At 65.1% G+C, this 23,663-nt stretch carries 14 protein-coding genes and 3 rRNA genes; 15 read left to right on the top strand and 2 right to left on the bottom strand.

What is annotated here, in order from left to right; genetic code table 11:
* The first annotated feature begins 129 nt into the window (after positions 1-129).
* From tyrS to CWT10_RS09500, 6 genes are all read left to right on the top strand, one after another.
* Positions 130-1,392 (top strand): tyrosine--tRNA ligase, encoded by a 1,263-nt coding sequence (gene tyrS / locus CWT10_RS09525; protein WP_103061866.1) that lies wholly within the window; start codon positions 130-132, stop codon positions 1,390-1,392.
* A gap of 344 nt (positions 1,393-1,736) precedes the next feature.
* Positions 1,737-3,303, top strand: a 16S ribosomal RNA gene (locus tag CWT10_RS09520).
* A gap of 386 nt (positions 3,304-3,689) precedes the next feature.
* Positions 3,690-6,897, top strand: a 23S ribosomal RNA gene (locus tag CWT10_RS09515).
* A 343-nt stretch (positions 6,898-7,240) separates the two neighbouring features.
* Positions 7,241-7,359: ribosomal RNA gene (gene rrf / locus CWT10_RS09510) — 5S ribosomal RNA — on the top strand.
* The 16S, 23S and 5S rRNA genes sit together here, the layout of an rRNA operon.
* 92 nt (positions 7,360-7,451) lie before the next feature.
* A complete protein-coding gene (gene ppgK / locus CWT10_RS09505; RefSeq protein WP_103062069.1) occupies positions 7,452-8,207 on the top strand; it encodes a polyphosphate--glucose phosphotransferase in 756 nt (251 codons plus the stop codon).
* Between the two features lie 83 nt (positions 8,208-8,290).
* Positions 8,291-8,686 (top strand): NifB/NifX family molybdenum-iron cluster-binding protein, encoded by a 396-nt coding sequence (locus CWT10_RS09500; RefSeq protein WP_199176304.1) that lies wholly within the window; start codon positions 8,291-8,293, stop codon positions 8,684-8,686.
* 151 nt (positions 8,687-8,837) lie between these two features.
* Here CWT10_RS09500 and deoD read toward each other — a convergent pair whose 3' ends face one another.
* Positions 8,838-9,554: a purine-nucleoside phosphorylase gene (gene deoD, locus CWT10_RS09495; protein ID WP_103062067.1), complete on the bottom strand. Its 717-nt coding sequence runs from the start codon at positions 9,552-9,554 to the stop codon at positions 8,838-8,840.
* A gap of 336 nt (positions 9,555-9,890) precedes the next feature.
* Here deoD and CWT10_RS09490 point away from each other — a divergent pair, with 336 nt between their 5' ends.
* The 8 genes from CWT10_RS09490 (at position 9,891) to CWT10_RS09455 (ending at position 19,651) form a co-directional block, all read left to right on the top strand.
* Complete coding sequence (locus CWT10_RS09490; protein WP_103062066.1) at positions 9,891-11,468, top strand: sodium-dependent transporter; 1,578 nt, start codon at positions 9,891-9,893, stop codon at positions 11,466-11,468.
* A 1-nt stretch (position 11,469) separates the two neighbouring features.
* Positions 11,470-11,643 carry a methionine/alanine import family NSS transporter small subunit gene (locus CWT10_RS09485; protein ID WP_103062065.1) on the top strand — a complete coding sequence of 58 codons (174 nt, stop codon included), beginning with the start codon at positions 11,470-11,472 and terminating at the stop codon, positions 11,641-11,643.
* Between the two features lie 70 nt (positions 11,644-11,713).
* Positions 11,714-12,538, top strand: coding sequence for an HAD-IIB family hydrolase (locus CWT10_RS09480; protein WP_103062064.1), 825 nt, complete (start codon positions 11,714-11,716; stop codon positions 12,536-12,538).
* A 110-nt stretch (positions 12,539-12,648) separates the two neighbouring features.
* On the top strand, positions 12,649-14,385 hold the full coding sequence (locus CWT10_RS09475) for a metallophosphoesterase family protein (RefSeq protein WP_233188019.1): 1,737 nt from the start codon (positions 12,649-12,651) through the stop codon (positions 14,383-14,385).
* A 131-nt stretch (positions 14,386-14,516) separates the two neighbouring features.
* Positions 14,517-15,263: a vitamin K epoxide reductase family protein gene (locus CWT10_RS09470; protein WP_103062063.1), complete on the top strand. Its 747-nt coding sequence runs from the start codon at positions 14,517-14,519 to the stop codon at positions 15,261-15,263.
* Positions 15,260-16,000: a metal-dependent transcriptional regulator gene (locus tag CWT10_RS09465; protein WP_103062062.1), complete on the top strand. Its 741-nt coding sequence runs from the start codon at positions 15,260-15,262 to the stop codon at positions 15,998-16,000. The genes CWT10_RS09470 and CWT10_RS09465 overlap by 4 nt, the downstream gene beginning before the upstream one ends.
* A 17-nt stretch (positions 16,001-16,017) precedes the next feature.
* Positions 16,018-16,488: an HIT family protein gene (locus CWT10_RS09460; RefSeq protein WP_103062072.1), complete on the top strand. Its 471-nt coding sequence runs from the start codon at positions 16,018-16,020 to the stop codon at positions 16,486-16,488.
* 202 nt (positions 16,489-16,690) lie between these two features.
* The gene (locus CWT10_RS09455; RefSeq protein WP_103062061.1) at positions 16,691-19,651 is read left to right on the top strand and encodes a leucine--tRNA ligase; all 2,961 of its coding nucleotides are present in this window, start codon (positions 16,691-16,693) and stop codon (positions 19,649-19,651) included.
* 151 nt (positions 19,652-19,802) lie between these two features.
* Here CWT10_RS09455 and CWT10_RS09450 read toward each other — a convergent pair whose 3' ends face one another.
* Entirely contained in the window at positions 19,803-21,797 is a 1,995-nt protein-coding gene (locus tag CWT10_RS09450; protein WP_103062060.1) for a helicase HerA-like domain-containing protein, read from the bottom strand.
* Positions 21,798-22,823: 1,026 nt separating this feature from the next.
* Between CWT10_RS09450 and CWT10_RS09445 the strand changes: the two genes are divergently transcribed.
* Positions 22,824-23,654 (top strand): DegV family protein, encoded by an 831-nt coding sequence (locus CWT10_RS09445; protein ID WP_103062059.1) that lies wholly within the window; start codon positions 22,824-22,826, stop codon positions 23,652-23,654.
* The last annotated feature ends 9 nt before the right edge of the window (positions 23,655-23,663 follow it).

Genomic DNA, 23,663 nt, shown 5'->3' with positions numbered 1-23,663 from the left:
GGGTGGATGCCCGTTCTTCTGACACTTCGTCTGGTATGCGGCACAGCCGTGGCAGACTAGCCCGCGCCGGGCAACCGCCCCGGCCCCGGCCCGCATGTGCCGGGAGAAAACATGGGAAGGCACAGGACCGTGACCGACATCCTGGACGAGTTGCAGTGGCGGGGTCTGATCGCCCAGCACACCGACATCGATGCGCTGCGGGCAGCGCTGAACGCCGGGCCGATCACCTTCTATTGCGGCTTCGATCCGACCGCGCCCTCCCTGCACCACGGTCACCTGGTAGCGGTCAAGGTCATGCGCCACCTGCAGCTGGCCGGCCATCATCCGCTGGCGCTGGTGGGTGGCGCCACCGGGCTCATCGGAGACCCGCGGGCCAAGGGGGAGCGGACTCTCAACACCAAGGAAGTGGTCGCCGAATGGGCGCAGGGATTGCGGAAGCAGCTTGAGCACCTGCTCGACTTCGACGGCGACAACCCGGCCCGCATCGTCAACAACCTGGACTGGACCGCTGGGCTGAGTGCGATCGACTTCCTGCGGGACCTCGGCAAGCACTTCCGCATGGGGACCATGCTGTCCAAGGACATCGTGGCGCGCCGCCTGGCCAGCGAGGAGGGCATCTCCTTCACGGAGTTCAGCTACCAGATCCTCCAGGCCAACGACTACCTGGAGCTCTACCGCCGCTACGGCTGCACGCTGGAGGTCGGTGGTAACGACCAGTGGGGCAACCTGGTGGGTGGCATGGACCTGATCCACAAGGTCGAGGGCGACTCGGTGCACGTCATGACCAACCCGCTGATCACCAAGGCCGACGGGACCAAGTTCGGCAAGAGCGAGGGCGGGGCCATCTGGCTCAACCCGGACATGCTAAGTCCCTATGCCTTCTACCAGTTCTGGCTCCAAGTGGAGGACACGGACGTTATTCGCTTCCTCAAGGTCTTCACCTTCCTGCGGCGTGAGGAGATCGAGCGACTGGAGCAGAGCGTGGCGACCAATCCGAAGGCACGCCAGGCCCAGCGGGTTCTGGCGCACGAGGTCACCACCTGGGTCCATGGCTCAGAGGCAACCGCACAGGCTGAGGCGGCGACTACAGCACTGTGGGGAAGGGGGGAGCTGAACGAGCTCGATGAGGCGACGCTTGCCGCCGCCACCGCGGACCTGCCTGCTGCCCCCCTTGCGGTGGGCAGCTCGACGATCGTGGACCTCCTAGTCGCCGCAGGGCTGGAGAAGGGGCGTAATGCGGCGCGCAAGACGGTGGCCGCGGGCGGTGCCTACCTGAACAACGTCAAGGTCACCGATGAGGATGCGCCGGTGACACCAGAACAGCTGCTCGCCGGCGGTGTGGTGCTGGTGCGCAAGGGGCGACGCAATCTCGCGGTAGCGCGATGCGCCTGAGATCAGGCCTTTCCTCCTGACTGTGGCTGTTGTCACCGCCCGCCGGTTTGACCCTCGGCCGCCGGCTGCGTAAATTCTTCACTCGCCGCCGGCCGAGGGGTGACTCGCGGAAGGCGGAACCGGAAACTGAAAAGGGCTGCTCAGCGAGACGGGGATCACGGATCTCCGGTTTGACCCGGCTCGTGCAACCCGCTAAAGTTCATCCGGCGCTTCCGAGAAGAGGCGGGTTGCCTTAGGGCTCCGTGGATACTCGGTGGGTGTGTTGTTTGGGATCTCGATAGTGTGTCGTGTTTGTTTGTTTGGTTGGTGTTTTTTTGTTGGTTTCTTTGTTTGGTTTTTTGTTTTGTTTGGAGAGTTTGATCCTGGCTCAGGACGAACGCTGGCGGCGTGCTTAACACATGCAAGTCGAACGGGCCTGCTTGCTTTTTTGGTGGGTGGGTTAGTGGCGAACGGGTGAGTAACACGTGAGTAACCTGCCCTCTTCTCCTGGATAACTGCTTGAAAGGGCGGCTAATACGGGGTGGTCTGGCCTGCCTGCATGGGTGGGTTGGTATAGGTTCAACTGTTTGGTTGTTCTGGTGGGGGATGGGCTCGCGGCTTATCAGCTTGTTGGTGGGGTGATGGCTTACCAAGGCTTTGACGGGTAGCCGGCCTGAGAGGGTGGACGGTCACACTGGGACTGAGATACGGCCCAGACTCCTGCGGGAGGCAGCAGTGGGGAATATTGCACAATGGGCGGAAGCCTGATGCAGCGACGTCGCGTGAGGGATGGAGGCCTTCGGGTTGTGAACCTCTTTTTCCGGTGGTGAAGGCCTGCTCCTTGTTGTGGGTGGGTTGACGGTAGCCGGGTTAGGAAGCGCCGGCTAACTACGTGCCAGCAGCCGCGGTAATACGTAGGGCGCGAGCGTTGTCCGGAATTATTGGGCGTAAAGGGCTTGTAGGCGGCTGGTTGCGTCTGCCGTGAAATCCTCTGGCTTAACTGGGGGCTTGCGGTGGGTACGGGCTGGCTTGAGCGCAGTAGGGGAGGCTGGAACTCCTGGTGTAGCGGTGGAATGCGCAGATATCAGGAGGAACACCGGTGGCGAAGGCGGGTCTCTGGGCTGTTGCTGACGCTGAGGAGCGAAAGCGTGGGGAGCGAACAGGATTAGATACCCTGGTAGTCCATGCTGTAAACGGTGGGCACTGGGTGTGGGGGCCCTTTTCCGGGGTTTCTGCGCCGTAGCTAACGCGTTAAGTGCCCCGCCTGGGGAGTACGGTCGCAAGGCTAAAACTCAAAGGAATTGACGGGGGCCCGCACAAGCGGCGGAGCATGCGGATTAATTCGATGCAACGCGAAGAACCTTACCAAGGCTTGACATGGGCTGGTTGCTGCCGGAGACGGTGGTTCCCTTGCTGCTTTTTGTGGTTTGGGCTGGCCTGCAGGTGGTGCATGGTTGTCGTCAGCTCGTGTCGTGAGATGTTGGGTTAAGTCCCGCAACGAGCGCAACCCCTGTCTCGTGTTGCCAGCACTTCGGGTGGGGACTCGCGGGAGACTGCCGGGGTGAACTCGGAGGAGGGTGGGGATGACGTCAAATCATCATGCCCCTTATGTCTTGGGCTTCACGCATGCTACAATGGCCGGTACAGTGGGTTGCGATGCCGTGAGGCGGGGCGAATCCCTTAAAGCCGGTCTCAGTTCGGATCGGTGCCTGCAACTCGGCACCGTGAAGTTGGAGTCGCTAGTAATCGCGGATCAGCAACGCCGCGGTGAATACGTTCTCGGGCCTTGTACACACCGCCCGTCACGTCATGAAAGCCGGTGACGCCCGAAGCCCGTGGCCTTATGGGGAGCGGTCGAAGGCGGGGCTGGTGATTGGGACGAAGTCGTAACAAGGTAGCCGTACCGGAAGGTGCGGCTGGATCACCTCCTTTCTAGGGAGTTTTGTTTGGTGCTGGCTGGGCAGGCGGACACGTCGCTGGGTTTGGGCTGCTGCTTGTGTGGTGGTGGTTTGGGTCTGGTGGGGCTTTCTTCTTTCCTGCTGTTTTGGTGGTGGGGGTTGGGGGTGGCATGCTGTCGGGTTCCGGGGCTGCGCGCCCTGGTGGCTTGTTCCTTTCTGGTGCTGGTGTTTCCTGCTGTTTGGTGGGTGCTGGTGTTGGGGGGTTGTGGGCTGGTTGGTTGTGAACTGTATAGCGGATGCGAGCATTGTTTTTGTTTGTTTGTTTTGTTGTTGTTTGTGGTTGTCTGCTTGGTTTTGTTGTTGTTCGTGGTTTGCTTGTTTTGTTTGTTTTGCCTGTTGTTGTGTTTTGGTTTGGTTGGTTGTGTTGTTGTTTTGGGCGTTCGGTGGATGCCTTGGCACTGGGAGCCGATGAAGGACGTGGTGGCCTGCGATATGCCTCGGGGAGCCGGCTTGCGGGCTGTGATCCGAGGGTTTCCGAATGGGGGTACCCGGCACGAGTTGTGTCGTGTCACCTGCCCTTGAATTGATAGGGGGTGGGGGGTTACGCGGGGAAGTGAAACATCTTAGTACCCGTAGGAGAGGATATTCTGTGAGTAGTGGTGAGCGAAAGCGGATTAGGTTAAACCGTGGTCGTGTGATTACTCGGCAGGGGTTGCGGCTGCGGGGTTGTGGGGCGTGTCTGTTTGGTCTGCTGCCGTGGGCCGGTGCGTTGGTTGGTGGGTAGCCGGATTCTCTGGGATGGGGAGCCGTAGAGGGTGATAGCCCCGTAGGTTGAACCTGCTGGTCGCGTGCTTGGGCGTGTTTTTTCCCCTTTTTCGCGTGGGGTTCGTGGAGTCTTGCGTGAGTCTGCCAGGACCACCTGGCTGCCTAAATACTTCCTGGTGACCGATAGCGGATTAGTACCGTGAGGGAATGGTGAAAAGTACCCCGGGAGGGGAGTGAAAGAGTACCTGAAACCGGGCGCCTGCAAGCCGTCAGAGTCTGCTGGCCCTTTTTTTGGGTTGGTGGGTGGTGGCGTGCCTTTTGAAGAATGAGCCTGCGAGTCATGGCGTGTCGCGAGGTTAACCCGTGTGGGGTAGTCGTAGCGAAAGCGAGTCTGAAATGTTGTTGGGCGTTGTTAGTGGCGCGTTGTGGACCCGAAGCGGGGTGATCTACCCATGGCCAGGTTGAGGCGCGTGTAAGAGCGTGTGGAGGACCGAACCCGCCTCGGTTGAAAACGGGGGGGATGAGTTGTGGGTAGGGGTGAAAGGCCAATCAAACTCCGTGATAGCTGGTTCTCCCCGAAATGCATTTAGGTGCAGCGTTGCGTGTTGCCGTGCGGAGGTAGAGCACTGGTTGGTTGAGGGGCCTTACAGGGTTGCTGATGCCAGTCAAACTCCGAATGCCGTATTGGTTGAGCGTGGCAGTGAGACTGCGGGGGATAAGCTTCGTGGTCGAGAGGGAAACAGCCCGGATCGCCGGCTAAGGCCCCTAAGTGTGCGCTAAGTGGGAAAGGATGTGCGGTCGCGGTGACAGCCAGGAGGTTGGCTTAGAAGCAGCCATCCTTGAAAGAGTGCGTAATAGCTCACTGGTCGAGTGGTCGTGCGCCGATAATGTAGCGGGGCTTAAGCGTGCCGCCGAAGCCGCGGGCCTGTCTGCCCCTTGTTTTAGGGGGTGGGCGGGTGGTAGGGGAGCGTCCTGCGTTGGGTGAAGCCCGGGGGTGACCGTGGGTGGACGGCGTGGGAGTGAGAATGCAGGCATGAGTAGCGAGACCGGGGTGGGATTCCCCGGCGCCGTATGACCAAGGGTTCCAGGGGCAGGTTCGTCCTCCCTGGGTGAGTCGGGGCCTAAGGCGAGGCCGACAGGCGTAGTCGATGGATGACGGGTTGATATTCCCGTACCGGTGGAGTACCGCCCATGCTGACGTGCGGGTGCTAACCCACGCCCGGCTGGTCTTTTTTGCTTCGCTCGTGTGCTTTCGGGCGTGCGGGTGGGGTTGGGCCGGTGGGTCTGGGGGTCCTCCGTGCTGGTAGGCAAGCGTGTTAACAGGGGTGACGCACTTTGGTAGCCCGGCGGGGCTTATGGCTTGTCCCGTTCAAGCGTGTGGCCCGGCGCCCAGGTAAATCCGGGTGCCATGCCTCCCTGTTTTTGGGGGGTTGGGTGAGGCGTGATGGTGACCCTGCTTGTTTGGTGGGGGATAGTGGGGTGATCCTGTGGTGCCTAGAAAAGCCTCGACGTTAGGTGCTTCACCGCCCGTACCCTAAACCGACACAGGTGGTCGGGCAGAGTATGCCCAGGCGGGCGAGTGAATCATGGTTAAGGAACTCGGCAAAATGCCCCCGTAACTTCGGGAGAAGGGGGGCCCGAGCCTTGAAGCCCTGTGCGGGCTAGGGGTGAGGGTCGCAGTGACCAGGGAGGAGCGACTGTTTACTAAAAACACAGGTCCGTGCGAAGCTGTAAGGCGATGTATACGGACTGACGCCTGCCCGGTGCTGGAAGGTTAAGAGGATCTGTTAGTCCCATTTTTGTGGGGTGAAGCGGTGAGTCTAAGCCCCAGTAAACGGCGGTGGTAACTATAACCATCCTAAGGTAGCGAAATTCCTTGTCGGGTAAGTTCCGACCTGCACGAATGGCGTAACGACTCCTCTGCTGTCTCGACCATGAGCTCGGCGAAATTGCATTACGAGTAAAGATGCTCGTTACGCGCAGAAGGACGGAAAGACCCCGGGACCTTTACTGCAGCTTGGTATTGACGTCCGCTATTGTTTGTGCAGGATAGGTGGGAGACTGTGAAGCGGTCGCGCTAGCGGTTGTGGAGTCGTTGTTGGGATACCACTCTGATGGTGGCGTGCGTCTGAACCTGGGCCCGTGATCCGGGTTAGGGACAGTGCCTGGTGGGTAGTTTAACTGGGGCGGTTGCCTCCTAAAAGGTAACGGAGGCGCTCAAAGGTTCTCTCATCCTGGTCGGTAACCAGGTGTTGAGTGCAAGCGCACAAGAGGGCTTGACTGTGAGACTGACGGGTCGAGCAGGCACGAAAGTGGGAGCTAGTGATCCGGCGATCCCGTGTGGGTGGGTCGTCGCTCAACGGATAAAAGGTACCCCGGGGATAACAGGCTGATCCTGCCCAAGAGTCCATATCGACGGCATGGTTTGGCACCTCGATGTCGGCTCGTCGCATCCTGGGGCTGGAGCAGGTCCCAAGGGTTGGGCTGTTCGCCCATTAAAGCGGTACGCGAGCTGGGTTTAGAACGTCGTGAGACAGTTCGGTCCCTATCCTCTGCGCGCGTTGGAGACTTGAGAAGGGCTGTCCCTAGTACGAGAGGACCGGGACGGACGAACCTCTGGTGTGCCAGTTGTACCGCCAGGTGCATGGCTGGTTGGCTACGTTCGGGTCGGGTAACCGCTGAAAGCATCTAAGCGGGAAACCGTCTTCAAGATGAGGTCTCCGCAAACCCCCCACATGGGGGGTTTGGTAGGCTCCCAGTTAGACTACTGGGTTGATAGGCCAGATGTGGAAGCAGGCAGCCCCTGTGGGGTGAATCCTGTTTGTGAGCTGACTGGTACTAACAACAGCCGATACAACACAAGCACCCACCACAACAAAGCAGGTGGGCAAGCACCCACCACAATCAAGCAGGTGGGCAAGCAAGCAGGTAGCGCCGTTGGGTAACCACACCCGAGCACGACACCACCAACAACAGATCAACAAACCGGGGAAGCATCCCCGGCAAACACGCACAATGACAAACCCCACACCACTAGGGGCCCGCACCACAATAGTGCCAACGCCCTGGTGGCAGGCAACCACCCCCCCGAAACAAAACAAGGCGGGGTGGTTGGGCGCATCCGCTGTACGGTTCACAACCCAGCCAGCACACCAGCCACCACCACACCCCACCCAAGGGTCAGGGGTTGTTGGCGGATGCGTGGTGCCGGTGGTCATAGCGGGGAAGCAACGCCCGGATCCCATACCGAACCCGGAAGCTAAGCCCCCCAGCGCTGATGGTACTGCCCCCCACAGGCGGGCGGGAGAGTAAGACACCGCCGGCACCACACACCCACCCACAACCCAACACCCAACCAACACCAGATGGGTTATCCTGCTCACCGACGTACCGAACTGGACTTCGAGGGAGATAGCGATGACTTCGGTGGCATGCGGGATCGACATCGGTGGCTCGGGGATCAAAGGCGCCCGGGTCGACCTTGACACAGGCGAGTTCATTGGTGACCGCATTAGGATCGTGACTCCGCAGCCCTCCACGCCGCAGGCTGTGGCGGAGGTGTGCAAGCAGGTGCTCGACGGCCTGGGTATCAGCGACAATGTGCCGGTGGGTATAGCCCTGCCGGCTCCGATCGTGCACGGTAAGGTCCCGTTCATGGCCAATCTGGATGAATCCTGGGTGGGAGTTGATCTGAACGAGCTCATGCAGGATCGTCTGGGACGGTCGGTCACTGCGCTCAACGACGCGGATGCCGCCGGTATGGCGGAGGTGGCGTTTGGCGCTGCGAAGGGCGTTAAGGGGACGGTGATCGTGACGACGCTAGGTACGGGCATCGGCTCCGCCATCATCGTTGACGGCAACCTGGTGCCGAACACCGAGCTCGGACACCTGGAGATCGACGGCTACGACGCAGAGAAGCGGGCGTCCTCCGGACAGAAGGAGCTCCAGGACCTGTCCTGGAAGAAGTGGGCCAAGCGGCTCCAGCGCTACTACTCGCATGTCGAAATGTTGTTCTCACCTGACCTGTTCGTCGTCGGTGGGGGAGTGTCTAAGAAACACGAGAAGTTCCTTCCAAGGCTCACTCTCAAGACTCCGATCGTCCCGGCGCAACTGCTGAACACGGCAGGCATCGTCGGCGCGGCATATCAGGCCGCACGGCGCCAAAGCGAGTGAGCCGTATCCGTACTGCTTTGTCTATGCCGACGTCCTTAGCGGCGGTTCGTGTACGGCAGGTCCGCAGGGTTACGGTGGATACCGTGAATCTGGCAAGCATTGAGCCGGCCTCCGGTGCCGCGACCACAGTCCTGATCCCCGTTACTGAGCACGGTGACATGGAGCCCCGGTTCGGGCGAGCGCCGCGGGTTGCCGTCGCCACGGTCGTGGACGGCATCGTGACCACCTGGCGGGAGTACGCGGTGGGTTGGGACGCCGCTCACGATGCCGGAACACCGGGATCCCATCACGCCCGAATCGTCAGGTTCCTGAATGACCATCGCGTTGACACCATAGTCGCCGAGCACATGGGTGTTGGCATGCGGCGAGTAGTGGACCGCATGGGCATCCGTCTTCTGACAGTTCCTGGCGGCGCGGCCCGCCAGGCCGTTTCACTGGCGCTGGCCAGCGCGGAGGCGGCCCGGAAATCACCCCACTGAACGGCGGTCAGGCGGCCCACGCCCCTCCCAAGGCAACACCCGGCCTCCGCCGGTCGAGACACACCGATAGGCGGAGGCCGGGCCGTCGTCCGGATCGGCCTGTGACGGCACGCGTGGGCCAGCGCAGACTACCGCCGATGGACGGCGATAGTCAGCTCAGCGCCGCGGCCAAGGCCAGTGCGAGAGAGTCTTGGAAACGGGTCTCCCGTTCGGTGGAGCTCATGTCCGCGGAGTGGTCGAGTAGGTGATCAGAGATTGTCAGCACCGCCAACGCCTGCTTACCGAACTCGGCTGCTACGCCGTACAGGGCAGCCGCCTCCATCTCCACGCACAGGGTGCCGTAGTGCGCCAGGCGCTCGGTCTGTCCATCGGGCGTGAAGTAGAAGTGGTCCCGGGAGATGATGGTGCCGGCGTGTAGCCGCTCACCCATTCCTGCCTCGACACCCGCGCGGTAGGCGGCAGTGGCCAGACGGAAGTCCGCGACGGCGGAGAAGTTCACACCCGGGATGCGCAGCTGATTCATGGCCGAGTCGGTGTGAGCACCGGTGGCAATCACGACGTCGCCTACACGCACCTGCTTGCCGATGCCTCCGGCCGTGCCAACCCGAATGATGCGTTCCACCCCGTATAGATTGAACAGCTCGGTTGCATAAATGGAGAAGGAAGGCTGACCCATGCCCGATCCCATCACAGACAGCGGTTTGCCGTTGACGGTGCCGGTGAAACCGAGCATGCCGCGTACGTCTGTCACCAGCCGGGCATCGTCCATGACGGTCTCGGCGATGCGCTGTGCGCGCCGCGGATCTCCGGGCATAAGAACCGCGGGGGCGAAATCGCCGGGCTCGGCGGCAATGTGGGGTGTGGCCATGGTTGTCCTTTCAATAGTGTGTACACATGCTGTGTCGCCGTGAGTTCTCGGCGAGCCGAGCGCCCCGGCGAGCGCAACATGCTAGTGTCGCACATCCCACAACAATGGTGGTGCGGGGTGGACCGATGGGTGCTCATACGAGACATCTGAGGGCTGCGCTTGCCGCTGGCACCGCTGGAGGGAAGGGGATCGCCCGGTCCCAGGCCGATGCCGTCCGCATGCCGGGACGTGGTAGGCGAGTCCTCCGGCTGCGACTATCGTCCTAGCGATTCTAGGGCTGTGCCAACCGCGCGGCCGACCGGCCACGCCGGTTCCAGACAACCCGGAAGGTCATTAATGCCATCGAGCCCCGGATCCTCAACCGCCACACAGATGCCCCCGCGCGAGCAGTGGAGCGGGCAACTCGGATTTCTCATGGCCGCGATCGGCTCCGCGATCGGTCTGGGCAATATCTGGCGCTTTCCCGGCACGGCCTACAACAACGGCGGCGGCGCCTTCATGGTTCCCTACATCGTCGCTCTGCTGATCACTGGACTGCCCGTGCTCTTCCTAGACTACGCGTTGGGCCACCGGTTCCGCGGGTCGGCCCCGGCAGTCTTTCGGCGTGTCGCCAAGCGGTTCGAATGGCTTGGCTGGTGGCAGGTCTTCATCTGCTTCGTCATCATGACCTACTACGCGGTGATCGTCGCCTGGGCGCTGCGCTACACGCTGTTCTCCTTCACCACCGCGTGGGGTGATGACGCCGCCGGATTCTTCAGCGACTACATCGGACAGACCACCCTTGCGGATCCGTCAACACCGGCTTACTCGCCGATCCCCATCCTGGGAGTGGTAATCCCCCTGGCTCTGGTGTGGGCCTTCGGAATTTTCGTGGTCGCCCGTGGAGTGTCCAGGGGCGTGGAGCGAGCCAATAGAGTCTTCCTCCCCGTGCTGGTAGTCATGTTCATCGTTCTGGTGGTCAGGGCGATCCTCTTGCCCGGCGCAACAGACGGGCTCAACACCCTGTTCACTCCCGACTGGAGCCGGCTGACCGACTACACCGTGTGGGTGGCGGCCTTCGGACAGATCTTCTTCTCCCTGTCCATCGGCTTCGGCATCATGCTGACCTACGCCTCCTACCTCAAGCGCCGCTCCAACCTTGTGGGCACCGGCTTCACCGCAGCCTTCGCCAACTCGTCCTTCGAGATCCTGGCTGGGATCGGGGTGTTCGCCACGCTCGGATTCATGGCTCATGTCGAGGGTGTGGCCGTGGCCGAGCTTGAGGGCATCCAGGGGGTCGGACTGGCGTTCATCACCTTCCCTACGGTCATCTCCGAGATGCCGGGCGGCGCCCTGTTCGGCGTGCTGTTCTTCGCATCTTTCTCCATGGCAGGGCTGACCTCATTCATCTCCATTCTGCAGGTGGTGACTCCGGCCATAGGGGAGAAGCTCGGCTGGTCCAATGGCAAGGCGACAATGGCGGCGGGACTGCCCAGTGCGGCGCTGTCGCTGCTGCTGTTCGGCACCGCATCGGGCCTATGGGATCTGGATATCGTCGACGCCTACATCAACTACATCGGTGTGGTCGGATCCGCCATCGTCATGTGCATCGGGCTGGGCCTGGTGCTGCGCCGCCTCAAGGAGCTGCAGCGACACCTCAACCTGGTGTCCGACACGCGGCTGATCGGCGGATGGTGGCGGATCCTCGTCTCGTTGATCGCCCCACTGCTGCTGGGATACATGTTCATCCAGAATGTCTGGTCCTATGTGACTGATGGCTATGACGAATACTCAGCCGCGCTTCAGGGCGTCTTCGGCTGGGGCACCATCTTCCTCGTCGCTGTCGCCACCGTCGTGTTCACCTCAATGCCCTGGCGCACGCCGGTCGATGACTATCAACCGCTGGACCTGGACGTGCTCGAGGAGGTGAAGTGAGATGACTGGAGAGGCAATCGCCGTGATGCTTATCGCCATCGTCATCATCTGGGGTGGCTTGGCCGTCTCCGTGACCGCGCTGATGGTGCGCGGCCGCCGCGAGGATGTTGACGCTCGTGAGGCCGCTCTCGCCGCCGCGCACGAGCATCTCAGGAATCCGCAGGACGCCCCGTGACGGAGGCCGATATTCCTCCAGTAGCCAAGCGTGTTCCATACCGGCACTGACTTGCGACACAATGCGCCCTATGCCCTCAACTCCGGACATTCCGCCCGCGGCACTTGCTGACGCGGCTTGGACGCCTCCACGACTCGTCGCCTTCGATCTGGACGGGACACTCGCCCCGTCCAAGTCGCCGATGCCCGAGCCTATGGCCGCATCCTTATGTGCGCTGCTGGATGTAGTGCCGGTATGCATTATTTCCGGCGGGCAGATCGGACAGTTCCACGAGCAGGTGCTGTCGCGTCTGAAAGCCAGCGCCTCACAGTTGGGACGGCTTCATCTGATGCCGACCTGCGGCACCCGTTACTACCGGCGTGATCCCGATGCCGGCGAATGGGTGCTCGTATACGACAACGACCTCACTGCCGACCAGGTAGAGCGGGCCTGCGCGGTTGTGGAGGCAGAGGCCCGTCGCCTGGGATTTTGGGAGCAGCACACCTGGGGGCCGGCGCTGGAAGACCGTGGTGGCCAGATCACCTACTCCGCTCTGGGACAGCGGGCCCCATTGGACGCCAAACAGGCGTGGGACCCCACAGGAGAGAAGAAAGGACGCCTGCGAGACGCCGTCGCGGCCCGGCTGCCCGACCTTGAGGTCCGTTCCGGTGGTTCCACCAGCGTGGACATTACACGCAAGGGCATCGATAAGGCCTACGGCATGAGCAGGCTGGCCGAGCAGACCGGCATCCCATTGGAGCGCATGCTGTTCGTGGGGGATCGTCTTGAACCCGATGGGAATGACTATCCGGTCAAGGCGTTGGGAGTGCCGTGTCGGGCCGTGGACACCTGGGAGGATACCGCCTGCCTAGTGACCGAACTGGCTGCGCGCCTTGGCGCGAAGGACCGGAGCTGACCGGCGTGTGGGACACCGCGCGGGGCGTACTCGATGTTGTCACCGGTGGTTTAGGGCGTATTCGCGCTGCCGGTGGACGCTGGTGGCGGGGGCGTACCGACCGCTTCCGCATGGCTGCGCGTACCGCCCTGCTGCTGGTGGTCACCGGCGTCGTCTCGCTGGGAGTGGGCGTGTCGACCGCGACGGCCGGGTCTCCCCTCGGGCCGCACGAAGCCACCTGGTCGGTAACGCTGGATTCAACGCTTACCGTCGACCTCGGTCCGCTCGGGTCGGTCGCCATGGACTCCCCGGCCGGTGTGCTCGGTGTCGAGGTGATAGTCGGTGAGATTCCAGGCGAACCTGACCCCAACGCCGTTTCCGCCGAAACACTCGGTCAGGCTTTGAGCTCGGACGGCGCCGCCTATGTAGCCCTGATGACCCACCCCGAGCTGACGGTTGAGCGTGGTCTGCGAGCCCTGGGGGACGACGCCCTGCGTCGCGCTGGCCTGGTTGAATCGGTGCTGCTGTGCCTGGTGACGGTTAGGCGCCTGGCCGGACTGCGTCTAACCCGCCGTATTCACCGCCGGCTGCCTGGTAGCGCCACGGGCCTGCTGACGGCTACCGCAGTCGCAGTCGCCGTTGCTGTCCTCGTTCCGGCGGTGCGCACCGGACCGGACAGGGGCACGCGGTTGGAGGTCCTGGCCGGTACGCCCGTGGCTGATGCCACCCTATCCGGCCGCGTGGCGGACATTGTGCAGGCATACGGTGGCCGCATCACCACCTTCATGGAGGAGAACACGGTCTTTTACACGGCGGCGCACGACAATCTCAGGACGGCCTGGCAGGCCTCGGCTGCCGTTGACGGCGCAGTCGATGTCACCGCCTCCCAAGGGGTTGTCGACTCTGACAGCGTTGCCGCCGCCCTCCAGGTCGCTTCGGCGCGCGGCACCACGCCGTTGGCGGTTGCCACCGCCACTCCTTCCGGAACGACGGCGCCCTCCCCGACTCTCACACCCTCAGCCACGGCCCCGGCCACCGCCTCGACCACGATGCCGGTGACAGGGGCCTGGGCGGTGGATCAGGATGAGAACATCACCGCCGTGCTGTCCACCGACCTTCACTGCAACCTTGATGTAATTGCGTTCACCGGACTGTTGGACGAGCTCGTCGGAGCCGACATTCACATGGACGACGGCGACCTGACCATGACTGGTAGTCAGCCCGAGTCGATCTGTGTCGATGCCCTGTCCAACGCCGTCCCGGCTGGTGTCGCCCGCATCGCCACCCTCGGCAACCACGACTCCGAATCCACCGCTGAGCGACTGCAAGCCCAAGGATGGACCGTCACCGACGGCACCGTGCAGGAGGTCGCCGGACTGAGAGTACTCGGCGACGTCGATCCGGACCGTACCTCCGCCGGCGGCACGGTCCAACGTGGCGAGGAGAACGCCGCCCAGCTGGGCGCCCGCCTGGCCGACACCTCCTGCCAGGCGGCACAGGCGGGTGATCGGGCGGACGTGGTACTCATCCACCAGCCCTACACCTTCAGCCCACTGGTCGCCGATGGCTGTAGCCCGCTACTGATAGCCGGACATGTCCATCAGCAACGGGGCATGACCACTACGGCAGGCAGAAATCTTGACGTCGCCCAACTGGTCTCCGGGGCCGGCAAGGGCGGCACCTCCATAGGTCAGGTCACCGAGGACGCCTACTTGCACGTGTTGTCCTTCAATCCCGACGGCGATCTGGTTGCCTGGCGCACCGTCACCCTGCATGCGGACGCATCCGTAACCGTGGGTGCCTGGCAGCCGATTCCCGGTGCGCAGCAGTCGGCGGAGCCGACGGCGTCGGAGCCCGCACAGCCGTGAGGTGGGCCAATGGTGATATTGGCGTGACTAATGCCCATTCGCCCCGGGGCGGTCGCAGAGGCACAATGGGGGCGCGCCCCGGAGTTGCCGGGGTGCGCCCCCTTCAGGAGAGAGGCTGAGGAGATCCGCCGATGGCGCATGTGCCCACACAGGCCGAGGTCGACGCGATGATCGACGCGATGAGCGAGGAGGAACTCGACGCCTACCTGGACGGCGATTCCGGTGCGGCCTGCGCCGATCCCGGGCCGCCCGACGGCCGCTCGCAGCCAGCCGGGGCGCAGACCTGGCAGAGGACCAGCGGTGCTCCCATCTCGTATGCGGCGCTGCTAATCATTGGCTCCGTCTTCGGTATCGGGGCGTGCTGGGAGTTGATGGTCAGTCAGATAAGCCAACTGCGCCAACCCGGGGCCGGACTCGTATGTGACATGAGTCCCCTGGTGTCGTGCGGGGACTCCTTGAATGTGTGGCAAGGCAACCTATTGGGCGTCCCCAACTCCTTCATCGGCGCCATGGCCTTCGCCGTGCTGGCGCTGATCGGTCTGCTCCTGGCCTCGGGGATTGCGCTGCCCCGCTGGGTGTGGTGGGGGCTGGTGGCCGGCACCGTAGCAGGCATCGGTTTCGTTGCCTGGTTCCTGGCGGTGTCGGTACTCGTCTTCGGCAAACTTTGTCCGTTTTGCACACTCATCTGGGCGGTGACCATTCCGATCGCCACCAATACCTGGGCTTGGGCCGCCCAGGGCGGACACCTCGGCTTGCCGTCCGGTGCTGTGCACCGCCTGGTGGCCGCACGCTGGTGGATCGCCGGCGCCATGTACATTGCCATTGCAGTCATAGTGCTGGTTGCCTTCTGGGACGGTTGGGCGGCGATGCTCAGATGACTTCTGCCGCCGAGACCTCCGCAGATGGCTCAGCCGTCACCCAGGACTACCTCAAGGCCGTGTGGGCGGCCAGCGAGTGGGGCGGCAAAGGCGCGTCCATTACCGGACTTGCGCGCCGCATGGGGGTGGCGCCTTCGACCGCATCGGAGAACGTGGCCCGGCTCGTGGAGGCGGGGCTGCTGGAGCACGTCCCATACCGGGCCGTCACCCTGTCCGAGCGTGGGAGGCGGCTGGCCCAGGGCATGGTGCGCCGTCACCGTCTGCTGGAGACCTATTTGGTGGAGGCGCTCGGCTTCGAATGGGATGAGGTCCATGCCGAGGCGGAGGTACTCGAGCACGCGGTCTCCGACCGGTTGCTGGCCGCGCTAGACGCTGCCCTCGGCCACCCGGTTCGAGACCCGCACGGAGATCCGATTCCGACTGCGGACGGCAGCGTGATCGTTCCTGAACTGCGCTGCGTGGACACTCTGACAGTAGGACAATCGGGTGTCGTGGGGCGCATCAAGGATGATCCCGATGTTCTAAAGCAATTGTCCTGTGCCGGCATCGGGCTGGATACGAGGGTGATCGTTGCGGGCCGCAGCGGTGGGGGTTCCAACGCGGAGAACACCCCAGTCCGAACCGTGGTACGCGCCTTGGATGGGGACGCCTCGGTTCAAGATGCGCCCGACGTCGTCGTTCCCGCCAGCAGCCTCTGGCTCTTGGAGCACAGGGGAGCGGTGAAGCGGCCACAGTGATCATTTACGCTGGGACTGTGACCGACACAACCAGCCCCGCACCATCCGTATTCAGCAAGATCATCAAAGGCGACATCCCTGGACGCTTCGTCTGGGCCGATGAGATCTGCGTTGCCTTCGCCACGATCGCCCCCCACACCGACGGGCATGTGCTCGTGGTGCCGCGTGAGCAGGTCGTCTCCTACGTGGACGCCTCCGACGAACTCATCGCCCACCTGGCTGTCATCGCCAAACGCATCGGCCGCGCCCAGACACGCGTGTTCGACGCCGCCCGCGCCGGCGTAATGGTGGTCGGCTACGAGGTCGATCACCTGCACCTGCACGTGCTGCCCATCCGTGCCGAGGCGGACGTGGCCCCCGCGGCCGCCCGCCCCGACGTGCCCGCCGCCGAGCTCGATGCCGCCATGGAGCGCCTGCGCGCGGGCCTGCGCGAGGACGGCTGGGGCGGCAACGTGCCCGCATCCCTGGGCTCCCCGGCCCTCGCCTGAGACGCATCCCGGCCCCCGCACCCGCCATGAGGGTGCTGGGCGTGACCGGCGTCGCGGCTTCACCAGTCGGACCGACGCCGGCCGCGGGCTGGGCGGGGGATAGGCTGTCCCGCAGCAACGGGGCCGCGCGCCGTTCGGCCTGACCGCCGACGGCACCGCGGCCCCGCCCCATCCACACGAGCCTTGAGGGAGCACTCCCGCGATGACGGAGAACACCCGGTCGCAGCAGACCACCGACAACCCCACGCCGTACCGGTACACGGCCGAACTGGCCGGACGCCTGGAGACCGCCTGGCAGGACCGGTGGGAGCGCGAGGGGACCTTCAACGCCGACAACCCCGTCGGATCCCTGGCCGGCCCCGACGCCGCCAAGGAGAAGTTCTTCCTGCTGGACATGTTTCCCTACCCGTCCGGCAAGGGGCTGCATGTGGGCCACCCGCTGGGCTACATCGCCACCGACGTCGTGGCCCGCTTCACCCGCATGACCGGCAAGAACGTGCTGTACACCATGGGGTATGACGCCTTCGGCCTGCCCGCCGAGCAGTACGCCGTTGCCACCGGACAGCATCCGCGCATCTCCACCGAGGCCAACATCGCCAATATGCGCCGCCAGCTGCGTCGGCTCGGACTGTCCCACGACCCGCGCCGCTCGCTGGCGACCATCGACGTGGACTACGTGCGCTGGACCCAGTGGATCTTCCTGCAGGTGTACAACTCCTGGTTCGACTCCGACGCCCCCCGCCGCGACGGTCGCGGCACCGGCGCCGCCCGCCCCGTCAGCGAACTGATCGACAAGCTCGCCTCCGGGCAGGTCCCCACCCCCGACGGTCGCCCCTGGGCGGATCTGACGCCGGGGGAGCAGGCAGACATCGTCGACTCCCATCGGCTCGCCTATGTCTCCTCCGCCCCGGTCAACTGGTGCCCGGGGCTCGGCACCGTCTTGGCTAACGAGGAGGTCACCAGCGAAGGCCGTTCCGAGCGCGGCAACTACCCCGTGTTCAAGCGGAACCTGCGCCAGTGGATGATGCGCATCACCGCCTACGGCGACCGGCTGGCCGAGGACCTGGACACGGTGGACTGGCCCGAGAAGGTCAAGACCATGCAGCGCAACTGGATCGGCCGCTCCGAGGGTGCCGAGGTGACCTTCGCCCTGCCCGGGGCCGACGCCGTCGGCGCCAGCCTAAGCGAGCTGACCGTCTACACCACGCGACCGGACACCTTGTTCGGGGCCACCTTCATGGTGGTCGCCCCGGAGCACCCGCTGCTGGGCGGCCTGTCCGGCGCCAGCTCGGAGCAGGACGCGGCTGCTCTGACCGTGCCGCAGGCCTGGCCCGAGGGCACTCGGGACGCCTGGACCGGCGGCTACGACACGCCCGCCCAGGCGGTGGCCGCCTACCGGGCCCGCGCCGCCCAGGCCACCGAGGCCGAGCGCACCGATGAGGATCGCACCAAGACCGGCGTCTTCACCGGCCTGTTCGGCACCAATCCCGTCAACGGCAAGCCGATTCCCGTATTCGTTGCCGACTACGTCCTGATGGGCTACGGCACCGGCGCCATCATGGCCGTCCCCTCCGGCGACCAGCGCGACTGGGACTTCGCCCGCACCTACGACCTCGACGTCATCGCCACGATCGCCCCGCCGGAAGGCTTCTCCCTGGACGAGGCCGCCTGGACTGGTGACGGGCAGATCATCAACTCCGCCAATGCCGAGATCAGCCTCAACGGCATGGGCAAGGACGAGGCCAAGGCCGCCATGACTGCTTGGCTGGAGTCCAAGGGCTACGGCCACGGTGCCGTCACCTACCGACTGCGCGACTGGCTGTTCTCCCGCCAGCGCTACTGGGGCGAGCCCTTCCCGATCGTGTGGGACGAGGACGGCCGCCCCCACGCGCTGCCCGAGTCGATGCTCCCGGTGGAGCTGCCCGAGGTCAGCGACTACTCCCCGCGCACCTTCGACCCCGACGACGCTGCCTCTTCCCCGGAGGCGCCGCTAGGCAAGGCCGACGACTGGGTGGAGGTAGAACTCGACCTCGGTGACGGCAGGCGCAAGTACCGCCGCGAGACCAACACCATGCCCCAATGGGCCGGTTCCTGCTGGTACGAGCTGCGCTACATCGACCCGACCGACGCTGACCACCTGGTCGATCCCGCCAACGAGGCCTACTGGATGGGGCCCCGCCCGGAGACCGGAAACACCGCAGGCGGCACCGACCTGTACGTCGGCGGCGTCGAACATGCTGTCCTGCACCTGCTCTACTCCCGCTTCTGGCACAAGGTGCTCTTCGACTTGGGGGTGGTGTCCTCCTCCGAGCCCTACCACAAGCTGTTCAACCAGGGCTACGTGCAGGCCTACGCCTACACCGACGCCCGCGGCCAGTACGTGCCCGCCGATGAGGTGGAGGAGACCCAGGGGGAGGACGGCAAGCCCGTCTTCACCTGGCAGGGGCAGCCCGTGAGCCGCGAGTACGGCAAGATGGGTAAGTCCCTGAAGAACATCGTCACCCCCGACGACATGTATGACGCCTACGGCGCCGACACTTTCCGCGTCTACGAAATGAGCATGGGCCCGCTGGACCAGGACCGCCCCTGGGACACCCGCGCCGTCGCCGGCGCCCAGCGCTTCCTGCAGCGGTTGTGGCGCAATGTCGTAGACGAGACCACCGGTGAGGTGACCGTCTCCGACGCTCCCGCCGATGAGGCCACTCGTCGCCTGGTGGCCCGCACCATCGTGGGCGTGCACGAGGACTATGAGGGCATGCGCCTGAACACGGCCATCGCCAAGCTGATCGTGCTCAACAACCACCTCACCGGTTTGAAGACCGTGCCGCGTGAGGCCGTGGAGGCCCTGGTACTCATGGCCGCGCCTGTAGCCCCGCACATCAGCGAGGAGATCTGGCAGCGCCTCGGGCACACCCGCTCTCTCGCCCACGAGTCCTTCCCGACCGTCACCGATGAGGCGCTGCTGGCGGCTGAGAAGGTCACCTGCGTGGTGCAGGTCAAGGGCAAGGTCCGCGACCGTCTGGAGGTCGACCCCGACATCGACGCCGCCGAGCTGGAGAAGCTCGCCCTGGCCGCCCCCGGCGTGGTCCGCGCGCTGGACGGCCGCGGCGTGCGCAAGGTGATCGTGCGCGCCCCCAAGCTGGTGTCCGTCGTCCCCGAGTGAGGGGGCGGCGTTGAGAATCTGCTGCTCGGTCGGGCCGTGCACACGGGCCTCGGCCAGCAGCGTGTGCAGACGCGACAGCCACGCGGCGGCCCCGGTCAAGTCGCCGACGGGGCGATAACGGTGCCGGACTTGGCGTTGGTGACTACCAGGGTCAGCGGCCGCGCAAGATGTTTCCCAGGATGGAGCGGGTGATCTGGCGGCCGGCGGAGCCGATCAGCTTCTCCACCTCGCGTTGACGCCGTTCTGCCGCCCGCTCCCGGGCCCGCTGCTCGCGCTCGGCCGCCTTCTCTGCCTCACGCTGCAGCCGCTCGGCGGTGCGCTGGGCCTCCCGGGCGGCCTGGGCCTCGGCTTTAGCCTGTGCCTTGGCCGCCTCCTGCGCAGCCTTGTCCGCAGCGGCCTGCGCTTCGGCCTCGGCGCGCGCGGCTTCGGCCCGGATGGCCTCCTGCGCGGCGCGCTTGGCCAGCAACTCGTAGGCAGACTCGTTGTCCACCGCTTCGGCGTATTTGGGAAGCAGTGGCGAGGACGTCAGCAACGACTGGATCGTGGCTGGCTGGGCCGGACCCATGACCGCGGCCGGGGTGTTCACGACGACGGGCGCAACCGGCGCGGGTCGGCCCTTCTCATCCAGCACCGATACGACCGCCTGCCCCGTCCCCAGGCCGGTGAGCACCCGCGGCAGATCCAATGGTGAGACCGGGAAGGTGGACACGGCCTGCTTCAGCTTGGTCGCATCGGCCGGTGTGTGTGCCCGCAGTGCGTGCTGGATGCGGCTGCCCAGTTGGGCGAGCACCGCCTCGGGCACGTCCGTGGGGGACTGGGTGATGAATACGATGCCGACCCCCTTGGAGCGAACCAACCTGACCGTGCGGGTAACCGCCTCCAGGAAGGCCTTGGAGGCGCCGTCGAAGAGCAGGTGCGCCTCGTCGAAGAAGAACACCAGAACCGGCTTGTCCGGGTCACCGACCTCGGGAAGCACCTCGAACAGCTCACCCAGTAGCCACATCAGGAAGGTTGACAGCAGCCTTCCCTGGGACTGGATGTCCGCCAGCTCCAGGGAGGAGATGACGCCGCGGCCGTCGGCAGCGGTGCGAAGCAGGTCGCGTACGTCCAGGGCCGGTTCGCCGAAGAAGACCGCGCCGCCGGCGGCCTCCAGGGCGGAAACCTGCCGCAGGATCACCCCGGCCGTCGCGGTGGACACCCCGCCGATGCCGCGTAGCTCCTGCTTACCCTGCTCCGTGCTGGTGAGGTGATCTACGACGCTGCGCAGGTCCTTCAGGTCAATTAGTGACAGCCCCTGCGCATCTGCCCAGTGGAACACAAGCTCCAGCGCGGAGCTCTGAGTGTCATTTAGGCCCAGCACGCGGGATAGCAGCACCGGTCCGAAGGCCGTGACGGTGGTGCGGATAGGCGTACCGGCGGGCACACCCGCTGTGGCGGCCGGCTGAGCAGCGGTCCCCTGCGCGTCGCCAAGCGTGAACAACTCCAGCGGGAAGCCACGCCCCTGCCAGGCCTGCCCGGTGGCGGCGTTACGGGCCGTGAGTTTCTCGGAGACGACGCCGGCCTCCGCCAGTCCCGTCAGGTCACCTTTCACATCGGACAGGAATACTGGTACACCGACCGTGGAGAGCCCCTCCGCGAGCAGTTGCAGCGTGCGGGTCTTGCCGGAGCCGGTGGCGCCGGCGACCAGGGCGTGCCGATTGAGCAGACCGAGCGGGATGCCCACGTTCACGCCGGGCACCGGGGCGGGCTCCGCAGTCGGCTCCTGGGCCGGGCCGTCCTTGCTGGGGTAGTCCAGGTAGGTGCCCACCGGCAACACGGGGCCGGAAAAGGCATAGCCGTCTCGCACGCGTGCGGCATAGCCGGACATTGCTTCCGGCTCCCCGGCCGGGGCGTCCTGCGGTGCCGGTGGACCGGGAGACGCCGGTTCCGTGGCCGCTGGTTCCGCGTTGGTGTCCTCCTGCGGCTGAGCCGGCGCGTCGATGGTTTGGGGCGAGGAATCGGCGGTGGTCTCGGTCTGGGCGGCGAGCGCAGCCTCCAGGGCCGCCTGAGCCGCGGCCGCCTTCGCGGCAGCGGCATCCGCAGCCGCCTGTGCCGCTTCGGCCTTGAGACGGGCGAGCTCGGCGGGGTCCGGTGTGGTAGTCGTCATGCCCGCATCGTATGCGCCCGCGCGAATTCTCCGCCGAGTTCGGTAGATATAACCATCGAGTTCGGTCGAAATGACGATCGAGTTCGGTCGATATAACCATCGAGTTCGGTTGGTGGGGGCCGGCGGGGCGGGGGAAGTGTCCAGATTCGGCACAAACGAGGACCCCCGTCCGGCGCCGCTCACTAGATCCGCATGATTCCAACGAATCCGTGGGCGCCTGCCGGCACAGGCGGGGTGTTAGTGCCGATTCTGGACACTTTGGCTCCCAGCTGCCGGCCTACCGCCCTGATGCGGTAAGCAGGCCAGGGCGTCTGGTCGCCGACCGGCCCCCCTTGTCCGATCGGCTGGGACGTCTTTGACGATGAACCGGGCCCGCGGCCCAGCCGGGCGCGCAGGCCAGCCCGGCCCACAGCCAGGCCGGGCCCGGCTGCCGGCCGTGCCGGCGACGTCCGCGGTCTAGGGCATCTTGATCGTTGACCTTGGGTGCGCCGGCGTCCAAGGCAACCGCACCTGCCCGAGTCAGCACCCCCGCACCCGGACCGTCTGGCTGCCGTTGGGCCGTCTGGCTGCCGTTGGGCCGCCTGGCTGCCGTTGGGCCGTCTGGCTGCGGATGGACCACCTGGCTGCCGTTGGACCACCTGAAACGCACTCTCAGACGGTCCAACCGCAGAAGCGCGGTCCAAGCGCAGAAGCCCGGTCCAACCGCAGTAACCCGGTCCAAGTACGAGGCCGGCAGCCGGCCGAGCCCACACCCGCCACCGCCAACACCTCAAACCGGAAGAGCCAGTTGCGGTCCGATTGATTTCTGCCACTACGGCGTGGTGATGGACGTGGCTCTCGCGGAGGAGCCTGCCCTGCATGCCCCCGCCTCTTCCGAGACCGACGGCTACCAGTGTTGGCGGCTTGGTGATCCGTCGAATTTGAGCGCTCCCGCCCTCGCTGCGGTCGGGACCTGCCGGGCATGACACGCCCCGGCGGCCCTCGCCGGGCATCGGGATGAAGGCATAGGAGGTTTACGCTTCGGGCATGTCGCTCACCGTGGTCACCGACTCGGCCGCCTGCCTGCCCCCGGCGCTCGCGGAGGCGCGCGGTATCGTGGTCGTCCCCCTTCACGTGGCACAGGACGACGACGGCGCGGCGACGACTGCGCGCCCGTCGGTCTCCGAGCTTGCCGACGCCTATCGCCTTGCCGCCCAGCACGGCGATGAGGTCCTCGCCCTGCATGTCGCGGCCGCTCTGTCGGGCACGGTCGACAACGCCCAGCTGGCGGCGCGCGAACTAAATGCACAGGACATACCAGTAACCGTGGTGGACTCCGGGGCCTCCGGCGGCGCACTGGGGCTGGCTGCCCTGGCTGCCGCCGAGGCCGACGACGCCCGCCGGGGTGCCGCCCGCGCCCGTGAGTCGGCCGCCCGATCCCGCCTGTTCTTCCTGGTCCAGGACCTGTCCCATCTGCGTCGCGGCGGCAGGCTCGACCGCGCCACCGCCTTCGTCGGTGGAACCCTGGGCATCCGCCCCATCCTGACCATCGGTCCGGACGGGATCGGCGTCGTGGAGACCGTACGAGGCGCCGCCCGCGCCCGCCGTCACCTGATCGCGCAGGCGGTGCGCGCAGCAGGCGGAACCGCGCTGACCGGCCCCCGCCCGCCGGCCATGCCTGTCAGACTGGCCGTGCACTACGGAGACGACCCTGCCGACGGGCGCGCCCTGGAGAATGACCTGGCCGATGCCATGGTTGAGGCCGGCGCCGTCGTCGAGTCCATCATGCGTTCCCCCGCCGACCCGGCCAGCAGCGTGCATCTGGGGCCGGGTGCACTCGGAATAGTCGTGGCCCCACATCTGGATCCTCCGCGATAGCTCGATAGG

The sequence above is a fragment of the Actinomyces qiguomingii genome (assembly GCF_004102025.1).
GTDB classification, from domain to species: Bacteria; Actinomycetota; Actinomycetes; order Actinomycetales; family Actinomycetaceae; genus Actinomyces; species Actinomyces qiguomingii.
This window is presented reverse-complemented; position numbering and strand designations above follow the sequence as displayed.